Genomic DNA, 13396 nt, shown 5'->3' with positions numbered 1-13396 from the left:
CCGTGGGGCAGGCCATGCAGGGGGCGGTGGTATCGGCGATCGCCGCGTTGCCGCAGGACTGCCAATGAAGGTTCCATTCCGCAGAGCGTGGCCCGGCGAGACGTACGCGGGAAGATGAACATTTCCCGCCGGGCAACCTGAATTGCTGCCCTGACAGCCATAACTATACAGGACATCCGGTATAGTTATGGCCGTACTTCACCCCATCAGGTTGTCCCATGGCTCTGTCCCAGCCTTTGGCCGGTGCTCCGGCCCTGTCGCGTGCCCGTCGCTGGGCACTGTTGTTCACCGTCGCTGCCGGCCTGTTGCTGGTCACGCTGGACAACTCCGTGCTCTACACCGCACTGCCCACGCTGACCGAAGAACTCTCGGCCAGTGCCGGCCAGGCGCTGTGGATCATCAACGCCTATCCGCTGGTGATGGCCGGCCTGCTGCTGGGTGCGGGTACGCTGGGCGACCGCATCGGCCACCGCCGCATGTTCCTGATCGGCCTGGTGGTGTTCGGCGTGGCCTCGCTGGCGGCGGCGTTCGCCGACACCGCAGCGCAGCTGATTGCCGCACGCGCGTTCCTGGCGGTCGGCGCGGCAGCAATGATGCCGGCCACGCTGGCGCTGATCGGCCTGAGCTTCCATGAGGAGCGCGAGCGCAACATCGCCATTGCGATCTGGGGCTCGGTGGCCATCGTCGGCGCGGCGCTTGGCCCGATCATCGGCGGCTGGTTGCTGCAGCATTTCTGGTGGGGCTCGGTGTTCCTGATCAACGTGCCGGTGGTGGTGGTCGCCTTCGTGGCCACGCTGCTGCTGGCGCCGGAAGGCCAGCGTGACACCTCGCGGCCCTGGGACCTGGTTTCGTCGCTGCTGGCATTGGCCGCTCTTTCCGGCCTCGTGCTGGCGATCAAGTCGCTGATCGCCACGCCGCCATCGTATGGACTGGGCGCTGGTGCGCTGCTGTTGGCCATGGTGACCGGCGCGGCGTTCGCTCGTCGCCAACAACAGCTGCCGTACCCGCTGCTGGACTTCGCGATCTTCCGCAACCCGGCGTTCCTGGCCGGCACGTTGTCGGCGGTATTCACCCTGTTCGCGATGGCCGGCCTGCAGCTGGTCACCACCCAGCGCTTCCAGCTGGTGGCGGGCTTTACGCCGCTGCAGGCGGGGCTGCTGGTATCGGTGGCAGCACTGGGCAGCCTGCCCAGTGCGCTGCTGGGCGGCAGCATCCTGCATCGGGTCGGCCTGCGTCCGTTGATCTGCGGCGGCCTGGCTGCGGGTGCGCTGGGTGTCGGCGTGGTGGCGTTCGGCTTCCCGCACGGGCTCGGCTGGGTGGTGGCAGGCATGGCGATCACCGGTTTCGGCATGGGTTCGGCCATCTCGGTGGCGTCCACCGCCATCCTCAACAATGTGCCGGCACACCGGGCAGGCATGGCCTCGTCGGTGGAAGAGGTGTCCTATGAGTTCGGCGGCCTGCTGGCGGTGGCGATGCTGGGCAGCCTGAGCGCCGCGATGTACAGCGCATTCCTGCCGGTCTCGGCCGACATGCCTGTACTTGCCCGGGAAGGCTTCACCCAGGCGCTGCATGCCGCGCGCGAGAGCGGGCAGGGCGAGTGGTTCGCATTGGCTGCGGCGGCGTATGACCGTGGCTACCAGATCGTGCTGCTGGTGATCACGGCGGTGCTGGCGCTTGGCGCGACGATCCTGGCGCGCCTGCTGCGCGGCCGCGTTGGCAGCCGCGAGGGCGCGGCCGATCGCGTAAAATGACGCGATGAGAACCAGCAAGCGCGACCGCATCCTCGACGCCGCCGTCAACGTGATCAATCGTGACGGCGTGCGTGCGGTGACCTTCGAGTCGGTGGCGGCCGAGGCCAAGCTGACCCGTGGTGGCCTGCTGTATCACTTCCCGTCGCGCGAGGCGCTGCTGCGCGGCATCGACGAGCATCTGGTGCAGGCCTGGGAGACGTCGATGGAAACGCTGTTGGGCAAGACTGCCGAGCAGGCCACTGCGCTGGAGCGTTACCAGACCTTCGTGCGCGTGTCGGCCCAGAGCGCCACCCGTGCCGAGCTGATGTTCATGCTGGAATCGGCCGACCCTGAAGCGGGCGAGCGTCCGTGGGGCCCGGCGGTCCAGCGCTGGGCACCGTCCGCGCCGGAGGCCGGGAATGTCGACCCGACGACGCTCGACAATTTCGTGGCGCGCTTGGCGGCTGATGGCCTGTGGATCTATGAGGCGATGTACGAAGGGCAGCTGGATGAAGATGTGCGCGCCCAGGTTGCCGAGCGCATCGCCGGGTTGCTGGCGAAGTCTGATGGGTCGCCGCACTTGTAGAGTCGAGCCATGCTCGACTGCTCTTCGGTCAGGCAACGAAACCCCCGCGCTACCCAGCCGGCGCTACGCTCGCGGCCAACCACGCCCGCGGCGAGGCCCCCAACCGCTTGCGGAACGCCTTCGACAGCGAGGCGGTATCGGCAAACCCCACCTCGATCGCCACCTGCTTGACCGCCATGCCGGCCCGCAGCTGCGCGCAGGCCAGACTCAGCCGCCAGTCCAGCAGGTAGCTGGCCGGCGTGGCCTGCATCACGTCCTTGAACACCGCTGCGAACGCACTGCGCGACATGCCGGCGGTCGCGGCCATGCGCGGCAGCGTCCATTCGTCCTGCGGCGCCTGGTGCATCGCCACTAGTGTGCGTGCCAGCCGTGCATCGGACAGGCCGCGCATCAGCCCATGGCTGACGCCTGCTGCATCCGGGTGATCGACCACCCAGCGCAGGATCTGGATCAGCGCCACCTCGAACAGGCGATTGGTCAGCAGCCGGGAACCGCAGCGCTGGCGATCGGCCTCGGCAAACAGCAGCTGCAGGGTGTCATCCAGTTCGCCGATGGCCGCCAGCGGCACCACAATCACCGGTGGCAGCGACTGCACGATCGGATTGCGCGCACCGCCATCGAAATCCAGCGTGGCGCAGGTGAAATCCGGGCCATCCAGCGGTGCGTTGAAGAACACGTGGTGCAGCGGCTGCGGATACAACAGCAGGCTGGGTGTGTCGATCTTCAACCGGGGCAGCGCGATATCGCCGCCGGGATGGCGGACCTCCATTTCACCCTGGCGCAGGATGTGCAGGAAGGCACGACCGGGCTGCGGCTCGAAGACATGGCGCCCGCACAGCGGACCGCTGTGGAACAGCGCGGCCTGCACCCGGAAGCGCTCCAGCAGGGAGGAGAGGCGGTCGGGTGGGGAGGTGTCGGCGGGCGTGCTCATGGATGAATGGACAACAGGTATGGCTGATTTAGCCTGATTCGTCCGGCGAGTCTACCTAGGATGAGCGGGTCGTCCAATCCCGGGCGCTTTCCCAAGGAAATCCACCATGTCCCGTGTCCCCCTGATCGATGCCGCCAACACCACCGCCAACCGCCAGGCCCTGCTGGGCCAGGTCCACGCCGCTTTCGGCGCCACCCCGGCAATGTTCCGCGCCGTTGCCAATTCCCCTGCCGCTCTGCAGAGCATGTGGGGTTCGTTCGGTGCGCTGGGCGGCGGTCGCCTGTCACCGCTGCTGGGCGAGCAGATCGCTGTGGCCATCGCCAATCGCAATGCCTGCGAGTACTGCCTGGCGGCGCACACCGCGCTGGGCCGCAAGGCCGGTGCCAGCAGCGAGCAGATGGCCGCCGCGCAGATCGGCCAGTCCAGCGATCCGGTTACCGCAGCTGCGCTGGACTTCGCGCTGAAGGTGGTCGAGCAGCGTGCGCGGATCACCGATGGCGATGTGCAGGCGCTGCGGACGGCCGGCTTCGACGACGAGCAGATCGTCGAGATTCTCGCCCACGTGGCGCTCAACCTGTTTACCAATTACGTCAACGTAGCATTCGACGTGCCGGTGGACTTCCCGAAGGTGGCGTTGCGCTGAGATTCGGTTCGGCCCGGGCGGCAGTGGTCGCCGGGGCCGGTCTGAATGGAGCCGGCCGGGTAGAGTCGACTGTCAGTCGACTATCGCGCGCAGCGCGGGGTTTTCGCGGGTCTGAACGAAGAGCAGTCGACTGACAGTCGACCCTACCCGGTCGATTCTACCCAGTCGATGCTACTTGTCGTTTGCCTGCAGTCGCTCGGGATGGGTATACACATTGAACCCGCTTTCCCGTGCGAACCCGACCAGGCACAGGCCTGCACCACGGGCCAGGTCGATCGCCAGCGCGGTCGGTGCCGAGACTGCCGCCAGCACGCTGGCACCGGCCCGCACGGCCTTGCTGACCATCTCGTAACTGGCCCGGCTGGAAATCACCAGCAGGCCGCCCTCGATCGTGTGTTCGTTGTGATGCAAGGCGCCGATCAGCTTGTCCAGCGCGTTGTGGCGACCGACATCCTCGCGCACCCAACCGATGCGGCCGCTGGCATCGGCCCAGGCCGCGGCGTGGGTCGAGCCACTCACCGCATTCATCGGCTGATGCTGCACCAGCGTGGCCAGCGCCCGTTGCAGGGCTGCCGGTGAATAGGTCCGGCGCTCACGCACCTCGGGCAGTGGCCGCAGCACCTCTTCCAGTTGGCGCGAACCGCACAGGCCACAGCCGCCGCGGCCGGGCAGCAGGCGCCCATTTGCCGGATCCAGGCCGGCGCCGGGCGCATCGCCGGTCACCGCCATCTGCAGTTCGATGCCCTCCAGTTGCGGGTGGATGTCGATCGACAGCAGCTGCGAGGGCGTAGCGATCAGACCCTCGCTGAGCGAGAACCCCAGCGCGAAGTCCTCCAGGTCGCAGGGCGTGGCCATCATCACTGCGAAGGCGGCGCCGTTGTAACGCAGCGCCACCGGCACTTCTTCGGCCACCACATCGACCAGCGGCTGTTGCCCCTCGCTGCGCCAGCGCTGCAACGGGCGCTGGGCCGTGCCGGCAGGCGGGGTGTGCGATGTGGGCGAATCAGGCATGCAGCGCGTCCGGACAAGGGAGATACGCAGGTGGTGGACCACCCACGGCATCGAGAATAGCGCAGCGGCCACGCGCTGACGCAGGTGTAACCGTTGTCATGGCAGGCTGCGCTGAAAACAGCGTGCACCCACTGGCGAAGCGGCGTGGGCCGTGCTTGACTGTGGGGCTGGCCGTGCCATCGAACGCGCCGCCGGACCGCGTTGTGCCGATTGTTGCTGCGTTCCTCCCGCCAGGTTCCCGAACATGTCCGAGCAGAAACCGCCGCGTTACAAGCCCTACAACCAGCCCGCCGGTGGCTGGGGTGCCGCCGGCGCCACCGCCAAGGTGCTGCTGCAGCAGAGCGTGATCGGCAAAGGCTCGAAGGCGCTGCTGGCGATGAACCAGCCCGGTGGCTTCAAATGCCCCAGCTGCGCGTTCCCCGATGCCGACGAACGCAAGAAGCTGGAGTTCTGCGAAAACGGTGCCAAGGCGCTGGCCTGGGAGGCCACCCAGTTCCGCGCCGGCCGTGAGCTGTTCGCGCAGCACACCGTTGCCGAACTGATGGCGCAGACCGACTACTGGCTGGAGATGCAGGGCCGGCTGACCGAGCCGATGCGCTACGACGCGGCGACCGACCACTATGTGCCGTGCAGCTGGGACGATGCCTTCGCGCTGATCGGCCGCCATCTGCAGGCGCTGGACAGCCCGCACCAGGCCGAGTTCTACACCTCTGGGCGCACGCCCAACGAAGCCGCCTTCCTCTATTCGATCTTCGTACGCGAGTTCGGCACCAACAACTTCCCGGACTGCTCGAACATGTGCCACGAGCCGACCAGCCGCGGCCTGCCGCCGGCCATCGGGGTGGGCAAGGGCACCATTGTTCTGCAGGACTTCGAGCACGCCGAGGCGATCTTCGTGATCGGCCAGAACACCGGCACCAACTCGCCGCGGATGATGAGCAACCTGGTTGAGGCGCGCAAACGCGGCATTCCGATCGTGGCGGTCAACCCGATGCCCGAGCGTGCGCTGATCCGCTTCGCCGAGCCGCAGGACGTGGTGCAGATGGCCACATTCGGTTCGACCGAGATCACCAGCGAGTTCGTGCACATCCGCATCGGCGGCGACCTGGCGCTGATCAAGGGCATGATGAAGGTGATGTTCGAGCGCGAGGCGCAGGGCGAGCGCGTGCTCGACCATGATTTCCTGGCCGAACACACGGTGGGCCTGGAGGCGCTGCGCGAGGACGTGATGGCGCAGGACTGGGACGAGATCGTGCGGGTCTCCGGCATCACACAGGCGCAGATCCGTCGCTGTGCGGAGATCTACATCCGCTCCAATGCCACCGTGATCTGCTACGGCATGGGGCTGACCCAGCACCAGTACGGCTCGCGCCTGCTGCAGCAGGTGGCCAACCTGCTGTTGCTGCGGGGCAACTTCGGCAAGCCCGGTGCTGGCATCGGGCCGATCCGCGGCCATTCCAATGTGCAGGGCGACCGTACCGTCGGTATTGACGAGAAGCCCAAGCCGGCCTATCTGGACCGCGTGCAGCAGGTGTTCGGCTTCGATCCGCCGCGCGAGCACGGGCACCACGTGGTCGAGTCGATCGAGGCGATGCTGGATGGCAGCGCCAAGGTATTCATCGGCCTGGGCGGCAACTTCATCCATGCCGTGCCTGATACGCCGCGCGCGTACGAGGCCATGCGCGGCCTTGAGCTGACCGTGGGCATCGCCACCAAGCTCAACCGTGGCCACCTGGTGCATGGTCGCGATGCGCTGATCCTGCCAGTGGTGGCGCGCTCGGAGCGCATCGTCACGCCGGCCGGCGAGCAGTTCGTCACCATCGAAGATGCGATGTCGAATGTGACAGCGTCGCGCGGCGTGCTGGAGCCTGCCAGCGCCGACGTGTTGCCCGAGGTCGAGATCGTCTGCCGCATGGCGATGGCAACCCTGCCGCACAGCAGGGTCGACTGGGTACGCTGCATGCACGACTACGGCCCCATCCGTGATCTGATCGCTGCTGTATACCCGGAGATCTACACCGGCTTCAACGAGCGCATCCAGCAGCCGCATGGTTTCCACCTGGACATCCCGCCGCGCCGCCGCGCATGGCCCACACCCAATGGCAAGGCCAACATCCTGGTGATGCCCGGCCTGGACGTGGACGATCCCGTGCACGACCCGGACATGCTGCGCCTGGCCACTGTCCGTTCGCACGACCAGTACAACACCACCATCTACAGCTACAACGACCGCTATCGTGGCGTGTACAACGATCGTATGGTGCTGTTCATGAACATCGAGGACCGGCTGGCACGAGGCCTGGAGAAAGAGGCGCTGGTCAGCCTGGAGACGATCAGCGGCGATGGCGTGCAGCGGCGCATCGAGGGCCTGACCGTACTGGACTACCCGATGCCGCGCGGCGCGCTGGCCGGCTACTACCCCGAACTGAACCCATTGCTGCCGCTGGACTACTACGACCGCATCAGCGGCACGCCCGCAGCCAAGTCGATCCCGGTGCGGATGAGTGCGATGGCGGCGGCGATTGCGTGAGGCGCGCATCGGCTATCATCCGCATGTGAACCTGCCTGGCTTGCTGCTGCGATGGATGCTGCTCGTTGCCCTGGTGCTGAATGCACCGGCGCTGGCGCTTGCTGCAACTTCGTACAGCGGGCCGGCCAGCCAGGACCAGTGCACAGCACCGCACCCGGCCGCGATGGCTGCAGCAGGCTGCTGCGATGATGCAGCCCCGGCAGCCTGCCAGGGCGGTGAGTGCGAATGCCCGCCGGCCAGCCTCGGCATGCTGGCCTCCCTGGGCGGAACGCCCGCCTCGCCATGGCGGGAGGCGCCTTTGCCAGCCAGCGCTCAGCAATGCGCACCGCCGCCGTTGCCGGATCCGCTACGGCCTCCCATCGTGTGATTCCCTGCAGGCATCAAGTGCCTGCCATTGCTGCTCGACTCATTCTCGACTCTGCCTGTGCCTTCGATGCGCAGGCAGCGGGCCGCGTTGCCCGCATCTGCAAAGGAATCACTCAATGAACCGTATTCTCTCTCTTGGCCTGCTGCTGGGCACCGTACTGGCCACGGCTGCCTGCGCGCGTGCCGCCGAAGAATCGCCTGCAACGCCGGTTGCCAGCGAAGCACCGGCGGTGCCGGCCCAGGTCAGCCCGGCCAAGATCGATCCGGCCTTGCCGGTGGCCATCGTGCACAAGACCGCCAGCTGCGGTTGCTGCGGAATCTGGGTCGATCACCTGAAGGCCGCCGGCTTCCAGGTGGATGTGCGTGACACCGACGACATGAACCCGATCAAGGTCCGCCTGGGTGTACCGGTCGGCAAGGCGTCCTGCCATACCGCCGAGATCGGCGGGTATGTGGTCGAGGGCCACATCCCGGCGGAGGACATCAAGCGCCTGCTGGCGGAGCGTCCCACGGCGCGTGGCCTGGTGCTGCCCGGCATGCCGGCCGGTTCGCCAGGCATGGAAATGCCCGATGGCTACGTGCAGCCGTACACCGTCGAACTGGTGCGCGCCGACGGCAGTACCGAGCCGTTTGCCCAGCATGGGCAGGGCGGCTGACACCCAGTGGCGGTGCCGGTCGGCCTGATCGGCACCATCCTACGCGGCCTGTGTAGAGCCGAGCCCACGCTCGGCTGTTTTCTTCCGGCAAGCCGAGCATGGGCTCGGCTCTACAGGATCAGCGGTGTGCCGCAGATTCCTTGGCCAGCTGCGCCTCGAACTTCTTTTCGGCGGCATCCGCGTAAGCCTTGCAGGTCAGTGCGTTGGCACTGGCCTTGCTGCCGGCGGCATAGCTCCAGTTGCTGGCACCCGGATGCGGGGTCAGCAGCAGGTCGCAGGGAAGGCCGCGCACCGTGGCGAAGGTGCGCTTGTAGTCTTCGATCAAGCGCGGATAGCGGGGGTTGTCCTTGAGCTGGTAACCCGGCGCGCTCAAGCTGTCGGCGTAGGCGATGCGCACTGGCTTGCCATCGCGGGTATCGGTCCAGGTCCACGCAGTGCTTCCCGGCGTGTGCCCCGGCATGAAGTGAGCGGTGAAGTCGATGCCGCCGATGGAGACCACTTCGCCATCCATGATGATGCGGTCGGCGCTGGCCGGCGGATAGGTGATGCCGTCGCCAAAGTGCAGGTCGTCGCTGCCACCACGCGCCAGCAGCACGGCCGATTCGGCGTTGGCCACCACTTTCGCGCCGGTACGGCGCTTCAGTTCCGCCACCGGCCCGGCGTGATCGGCATGCGCATGACTGAGCAGGATCAGCCGCAGATCCTGCGGTGCCACCCCGCGTGCCTTCATGTTGTCCAGCAGGTGACCGGCCATCTGTGGCATGCCGCCATCCAGCAGCACTGCGCCCTCGGCGGTCTGCACCAGCAGGGCGGTCAGCTCCTGCGTGCCGATCTGCCAGGTGTGGTCGGCAATCTGCAATGGTGCCATTGGCTGCAGCCAGGAGGCATCTACGGTGTAGGCGCGCAACTGCGGTAGCGGCGCTTCGGCGGCATGCGCCTGGGCGAATGGGAGCGCGGCAGCAAGGGCGAAGGTGAGCAGGGAACAACGCATGGTTCACGTCCGTTTGAAGGAGGCCCAGAAACTAGCATGGGCCTCCTTCAGCGCGTCTCGCATAGATTTCATGACTCCCATAAGGGCGCCGATGGCTCAGTAGCGGTACTGCCAGCCCAGCGTCAGCACCCGGCCGCGGCCGGAGAAATAACTTGGGTTCGACGGCGTGGTCTGCGAGTAGTAGCTGATGTACTGCTTGTCCGCCAGGTTCTGCACGCCCAGCGTGAGCGCGTGCTTGCCCAGCGTGTAGCGCGCGACCAGGTCCACCATGGTGTAACCCTTGAACTCTGCCACTCGTGCGCCGCGCAGGTCGAAATCGCGGTCGAAGGCATGGCTGGCCTGCAGGCGGGTGCTGAACTGCGGCGTCCAGCCCTGTTCCCAGAACGCGGTCAGCCGGTTCGGTGCGATGTTGACGCCGGCCAGGTCGCTGTCGAGGCGACCGTCGATGTCGGCGTCGTAGCGGCCGTTGGCACGGGCATAGCCCAGGCCGAGCCGGCTGTCGCCAAGCCGCAACCGCAGGTTGCTTTCAAAGCCCTCCACGCGGGTCGCCTGGCGCTGCACTGCGTAAGCATCGATGCCCGGGTCATAGACCAGCACCGAACCCAGCTTCGATTCGGAGGTGTAGTAGGCGATGTCACTGCTGAAGCGGCCATCGTCATACTCCAGGCCGATCTCGCGGTTGTCCGACACCACCGGCGACAGGTCGATGAGGCTCTCGACGCGCTGGCCGTCGCGGTTGATCGCGCGCAGCACGCGGCCGACGTCGGCCACGGTGTATCCCTCCGAGTAGGAGGCATAGGCGTTGAGACGATCGTTGATGTACCAGACCGCGCCGAAGTTGGGCAGGGTTTCGCTCATGGTCGGCTTGCCGCCGGTCACCTTGCGCGCGCCATAGCGGGGCAGGGTGGTGTAGTCGCCCACCTCCAGCTCACCCTTTTCGTAGCGCAGGCCGCCGGACAGCATCAGGTGGTCGGTTGGCCACCAGTGCAGCTGCAGCAGCGGCGACAGGCTCTGGTAGGTAGTCAGCGGTACCCAGTTCATGCCGCTGGCCAGCAGCACCTGGTGGGTGCGGTCACGCAGGCCGTCCAGGCCCAAGGTCACATCCAGCGTGGTATCGGCGATGCGGCTCCAGCTCTGGGTCAGCTTGAAGCCGCGCTTGTCCGATTCGTTCTGGGTCTGGTCCCAGGCGGCATTGGCACCGGTATTGCCCCACGGGTCCCACTGGCTGGCGCCATAGCGTCCCTCGAAGTCGACCGCGAACGCCTGCGCTTGGAAGCGGCCACCGAGCAGGTCTGCGGCGCTGTAGTCCACGGTCAGCGAGCGCGAGCGGTTCATCGGTGGGTCCAGCGGCGTGTCACCGCGCACCGAAATCGTCGGGCGGCCGGTGCGGAAATCGCCATTCACCGCGAAGTAGTTGTCCAGCCCGCGCAGCTCGTAGCGGTTGGCCATCACCTGCAGGCGCTGGCCTTCGGCAATGTTCCAGCCCAGCTTGGCGAACACGTTCGATGAGGTCGAGTCCATCAGCTCGCCCTGCGCGTTGGTGCCGATCGATCGGCCCTCGCCGTCGTGGTACAGGCCCTGCTTCTCATAGGCCAGGCCGGCAACCAGGTCGAACTGTTCGCCGCGCACGCCCACCAGGGCCGAGCCGCGCTGGCCATTGTCGTCGTGGCGGCTGGGCAGGGCGGAGCTGTAGCTGACATTGGTGTCGAGCAGGAAGGCACCCGGCTCGCTGGGCGCGCTGCGGGTGATGATGTTGACGATGCCACCGGTACCGCCGATGCCCTGCAGCGCGTTGGCGCCGTGGATGACCTCGATGCGCTCGATCATCGCCGGGTCGATGGTGTGCGAATCCCGTGAGCCGTCACGCAGGGGGGTGGACTGTGGCACGCCGTCGACCATGTAGAGGATGCCGCGGCCACGCATGGTTTCGCCGTAGTTGGACATCTTCTCGCGCGCCGGGGCAAACGCCGGGATCTGTGACGAGAGCACCCGCGACACATCCGAACCCAATGCCAGCTGCTGGGCGATGTCCTCGCGGGTCAGCACCGTGATGGTGTTGGGCATCGCCGTCTCGCCCTGCGGCATGCGAGCGGTCGAGGCCGAGACCGTGACACGGGCCAGCGAGGTCGGATTGGCCGGTGCGGCGGGGCGTATCGTTGCGTCGGGCCTGGCCTTGGTCTGTGCGGCAGTTGCACTGACCACGAATACCCCGGGGACGCGTTCCTGCAGGGTCAGGTCGTGGCCCTGCAACAGGCGTTGCAGCGCATCGCGCGGTGCATAGCGCCCATCCAGTGCCGGCGCGCTGCGGCCACTCACACTGTCGGCGGCGAACAACAGCTGGATGCCACTCTGGCGCGCGAGCGCATTGAGCGACGCATGCAGCGGGCCGGCGGGCAGGTGAAGCTCGACGAGCGCGGATGCAGCGCTCTGCGCCATGGTAGGCAGGGCCGTGCACAGGCAGGCGGCGAGCAGGGCAGGGGCCAGCCGGCGCAGGGCGGCAGGTGGGACAGGGCGGGTCATGCAGGGTCCTTCGGAGGGGTTCAGGCAGCTGCCGGATGGGACGACGTGCAACCCACCCTCGCGTGCGCAATCAATCGCGTGCGCGCAGATGCAGGCTGCCATCGCTGGCCGTGTGCACCTGCACCGGCAGGATCTCCGGCAACAGTGCAACAGCGGTCTCGGCGTGATCGGCATCGAACACGCCCGAGACCCGTAATGGTCCCAGCTGCGGGTCATCCAGCACGATCGGGCGGTCGTGATACCGCTGCAGGATGCGCAGCACTTCGGCCAGCGGCAGGCGATCGAACTGCAGGCGGCCATGGGTCCAGTCGGCCCGGTCCGGGCTGACCGGTTCGGGTGGCGACAACGATCCCGGCTGGGCCAGCATGCGCTGCCCCGGCTTCAGGCGCTGCTCGGCGCCCCGGCCATCCACGCGCACGCCCACCTCGCCGCGCCACAGGGTGACCTCGCTGAGGTTGCCCTGCCGGTCCACGTCGAACACCGTGCCGTAGTTGCGCACCCGCACCGGCCCGGCCTCGACCTCGAACGGGCGCCAGCTCGAGTGCTGCACCTGGAAACGGGCCTGGCCCTGCACCAGCACTACCTGTCGCGAGCGAATGTGCCTGCGAACCTGCAGATGGGTACCGGCGTCGAGCAGGAGATGGCTGCCATCGGGCAGGCGGATGTCGCGGCGTTCGCCCACCACAGTCCGATAGTCGTGCACCTGCCATGCCGGGTCGGCAATGAACACGCCGGTGGCCGCGATCAGCAGCAGCGGCAGGACGATCTTCGCCGCACGCCCACCGCGACGACGCTGCAGGGCATCCGCGCTGGGCATGGGGAAGCGTTCCTTCAGGGCGTCGCGATGCTGGTCCAGCACCTGGTCGGTGGTGGCGGGTTGGATCGGCGGTTGCGGTGTGGACGGCGGCGGCTGTGGACTCATCGCAGGCCAGCCGACAGGTGGCAATCGGCCATGGCCAGGCGCAGGTGGCGCTCCACCGCCTTGAGGCCGATGCCCATGCGCCGGGCGACCTCGGCCTGTGGCAGTTCATGGATCTTGTGCAGGATGAAGACCTGCTGGCGGCGGCAGGGCATGCGTTCGATGGTCGCGCCCAGTCGCTGCATGGCCTGCTGTCCCTGCGCCTGCTGCTCCGGCCCGGGGCGCGGGCAGGCGTCATCGGGCAGCTTGGCACGCCCCTCCACCCAGTGCCGGCGCAGATCCTCGGCGCGGCAGCGGTCCACCGCGGCATCGTGTGCGATCCGCCGCAGCAGCGCGACCGGTTGCCGTGCGTCATGCGCGACCGGACGCTCCAGCAGGCGCACGCAGACATCGTGCACCACCTCACGGGCCAGCCCCGGCGAGCGGAAACGGCGGCGCAGATATTCCACCAGTTCCTCGTAATGGCGCACCAGCGAGGACATCAACGGCGGCGCAGGCGGGCAGGGAGAGGGC

General features: G+C 67.4%; 12 protein-coding genes. 6 read left to right on the top strand and 6 right to left on the bottom strand.

The annotated features are described in order from the left end of the window. Positions 1-218 precede the first annotated feature (218 nt). Both QRO91_RS19090 and QRO91_RS19085 read left to right on the top strand, forming a co-directional pair. Positions 219-1751, top strand: a complete 1533-nt coding sequence (locus QRO91_RS19090) for an MFS transporter (RefSeq protein ID WP_049426814.1) — start codon at positions 219-221, stop codon at positions 1749-1751. 4 nt (positions 1752-1755) lie between these two features. Next, entirely contained in the window at positions 1756-2316 is a 561-nt protein-coding gene (locus tag QRO91_RS19085; RefSeq protein WP_049426813.1) for a TetR/AcrR family transcriptional regulator, read from the top strand. 49 nt (positions 2317-2365) lie between these two features. Here the strand turns inward: QRO91_RS19085 and QRO91_RS19080 are convergent, their stop codons facing one another. Further along, positions 2366-3247: an AraC family transcriptional regulator gene (locus QRO91_RS19080; RefSeq protein WP_049426812.1), complete on the bottom strand. Its 882-nt coding sequence runs from the start codon at positions 3245-3247 to the stop codon at positions 2366-2368. Positions 3248-3353: 106 nt separating this feature from the next. Here QRO91_RS19080 and QRO91_RS19075 point away from each other — a divergent pair, with 106 nt between their 5' ends. Then, entirely contained in the window at positions 3354-3890 is a 537-nt protein-coding gene (locus QRO91_RS19075) for a carboxymuconolactone decarboxylase family protein (protein WP_049426811.1), read from the top strand. Positions 3891-4061: 171 nt separating this feature from the next. On the opposite strand, the gene fdhD is transcribed toward QRO91_RS19075, so the two are convergent. Continuing rightward, on the bottom strand, positions 4062-4901 hold the full coding sequence (gene fdhD / locus QRO91_RS19070) for a formate dehydrogenase accessory sulfurtransferase FdhD (RefSeq protein ID WP_049426810.1): 840 nt from the start codon (positions 4899-4901) through the stop codon (positions 4062-4064). 244 nt (positions 4902-5145) lie between these two features. On the opposite strand from fdhD, the gene QRO91_RS19065 reads away from it, so the two are divergent. The 3 genes from QRO91_RS19065 to QRO91_RS19055 all read left to right on the top strand — a co-directional run bounded on the left by QRO91_RS19065 (position 5146) and on the right by QRO91_RS19055 (position 8453). Beyond that, positions 5146-7431 (top strand): FdhF/YdeP family oxidoreductase, encoded by a 2286-nt coding sequence (locus QRO91_RS19065; RefSeq protein WP_100443839.1) that lies wholly within the window; start codon positions 5146-5148, stop codon positions 7429-7431. Positions 7432-7456: 25 nt separating this feature from the next. After that, positions 7457-7798 carry a hypothetical protein gene (locus QRO91_RS19060; protein ID WP_049427760.1) on the top strand — a complete coding sequence of 114 codons (342 nt, stop codon included), beginning with the start codon at positions 7457-7459 and terminating at the stop codon, positions 7796-7798. 115 nt (positions 7799-7913) lie between these two features. Then, positions 7914-8453: a DUF411 domain-containing protein gene (locus tag QRO91_RS19055; protein ID WP_080354973.1), complete on the top strand. Its 540-nt coding sequence runs from the start codon at positions 7914-7916 to the stop codon at positions 8451-8453. Between the two features lie 118 nt (positions 8454-8571). Here the strand turns inward: QRO91_RS19055 and blaL1 are convergent, their stop codons facing one another. From blaL1 to QRO91_RS19035, 4 genes are all read right to left on the bottom strand, one after another. Further along, the gene (gene blaL1, locus QRO91_RS19050; protein WP_049427757.1) at positions 8572-9444 is read right to left on the bottom strand and encodes a L1 family subclass B3 metallo-beta-lactamase; all 873 of its coding nucleotides are present in this window, start codon (positions 9442-9444) and stop codon (positions 8572-8574) included. 96 nt (positions 9445-9540) lie between these two features. Continuing rightward, positions 9541-11964 carry a TonB-dependent receptor gene (locus tag QRO91_RS19045; protein WP_049427755.1) on the bottom strand — a complete coding sequence of 808 codons (2424 nt, stop codon included), beginning with the start codon at positions 11962-11964 and terminating at the stop codon, positions 9541-9543. Positions 11965-12034: 70 nt separating this feature from the next. Then, positions 12035-12886 carry a FecR family protein gene (locus QRO91_RS19040; RefSeq protein WP_049427753.1) on the bottom strand — a complete coding sequence of 284 codons (852 nt, stop codon included), beginning with the start codon at positions 12884-12886 and terminating at the stop codon, positions 12035-12037. Further along, a partial coding sequence (locus QRO91_RS19035) for an RNA polymerase sigma factor (RefSeq protein ID WP_404830275.1) occupies positions 12883-13396 on the bottom strand: 514 nt, incomplete at its 5' end. The genes QRO91_RS19040 and QRO91_RS19035, both read right to left, overlap by 4 nt.

The organism is Stenotrophomonas maltophilia group sp. Smal32 (assembly GCF_030237085.1).
Classification (GTDB): Bacteria; Pseudomonadota; Gammaproteobacteria; order Xanthomonadales; family Xanthomonadaceae; genus Stenotrophomonas; species Stenotrophomonas maltophilia_Q.
The sequence above is the reverse complement of the archived record's forward strand: the minus strand, read 5'-3'. Positions and strand labels throughout refer to the sequence as shown.

Excerpts from the sequence above, each read along its gene's own strand:
- QRO91_RS19090 (WP_049426814.1), top strand. The coding sequence starts at position 219 with ATGGCTCTGTCCCAGCCTTTGGCCGGTGCTCCGGCCCTGTCGCGTGCC.
- QRO91_RS19085 (WP_049426813.1), top strand. The coding sequence starts at position 1,756 with ATGAGAACCAGCAAGCGCGACCGCATCCTCGACGCCGCCGTCAACGTG.
- QRO91_RS19080 (WP_049426812.1), bottom strand. The coding sequence starts at position 3,247 with ATGAGCACGCCCGCCGACACCTCCCCACCCGACCGCCTCTCCTCCCTG.
- QRO91_RS19075 (WP_049426811.1), top strand. The coding sequence starts at position 3,354 with ATGTCCCGTGTCCCCCTGATCGATGCCGCCAACACCACCGCCAACCGC.
- fdhD (WP_049426810.1), bottom strand. The coding sequence starts at position 4,901 with ATGCCTGATTCGCCCACATCGCACACCCCGCCTGCCGGCACGGCCCAG.
- QRO91_RS19065 (WP_100443839.1), top strand. The coding sequence starts at position 5,146 with ATGTCCGAGCAGAAACCGCCGCGTTACAAGCCCTACAACCAGCCCGCC.
- QRO91_RS19055 (WP_080354973.1), top strand. The coding sequence starts at position 7,914 with ATGAACCGTATTCTCTCTCTTGGCCTGCTGCTGGGCACCGTACTGGCC.
- blaL1 (WP_049427757.1), bottom strand. The coding sequence starts at position 9,444 with ATGCGTTGTTCCCTGCTCACCTTCGCCCTTGCTGCCGCGCTCCCATTC.
- QRO91_RS19045 (WP_049427755.1), bottom strand. The coding sequence starts at position 11,964 with ATGACCCGCCCTGTCCCACCTGCCGCCCTGCGCCGGCTGGCCCCTGCC.
- QRO91_RS19040 (WP_049427753.1), bottom strand. The coding sequence starts at position 12,886 with ATGAGTCCACAGCCGCCGCCGTCCACACCGCAACCGCCGATCCAACCC.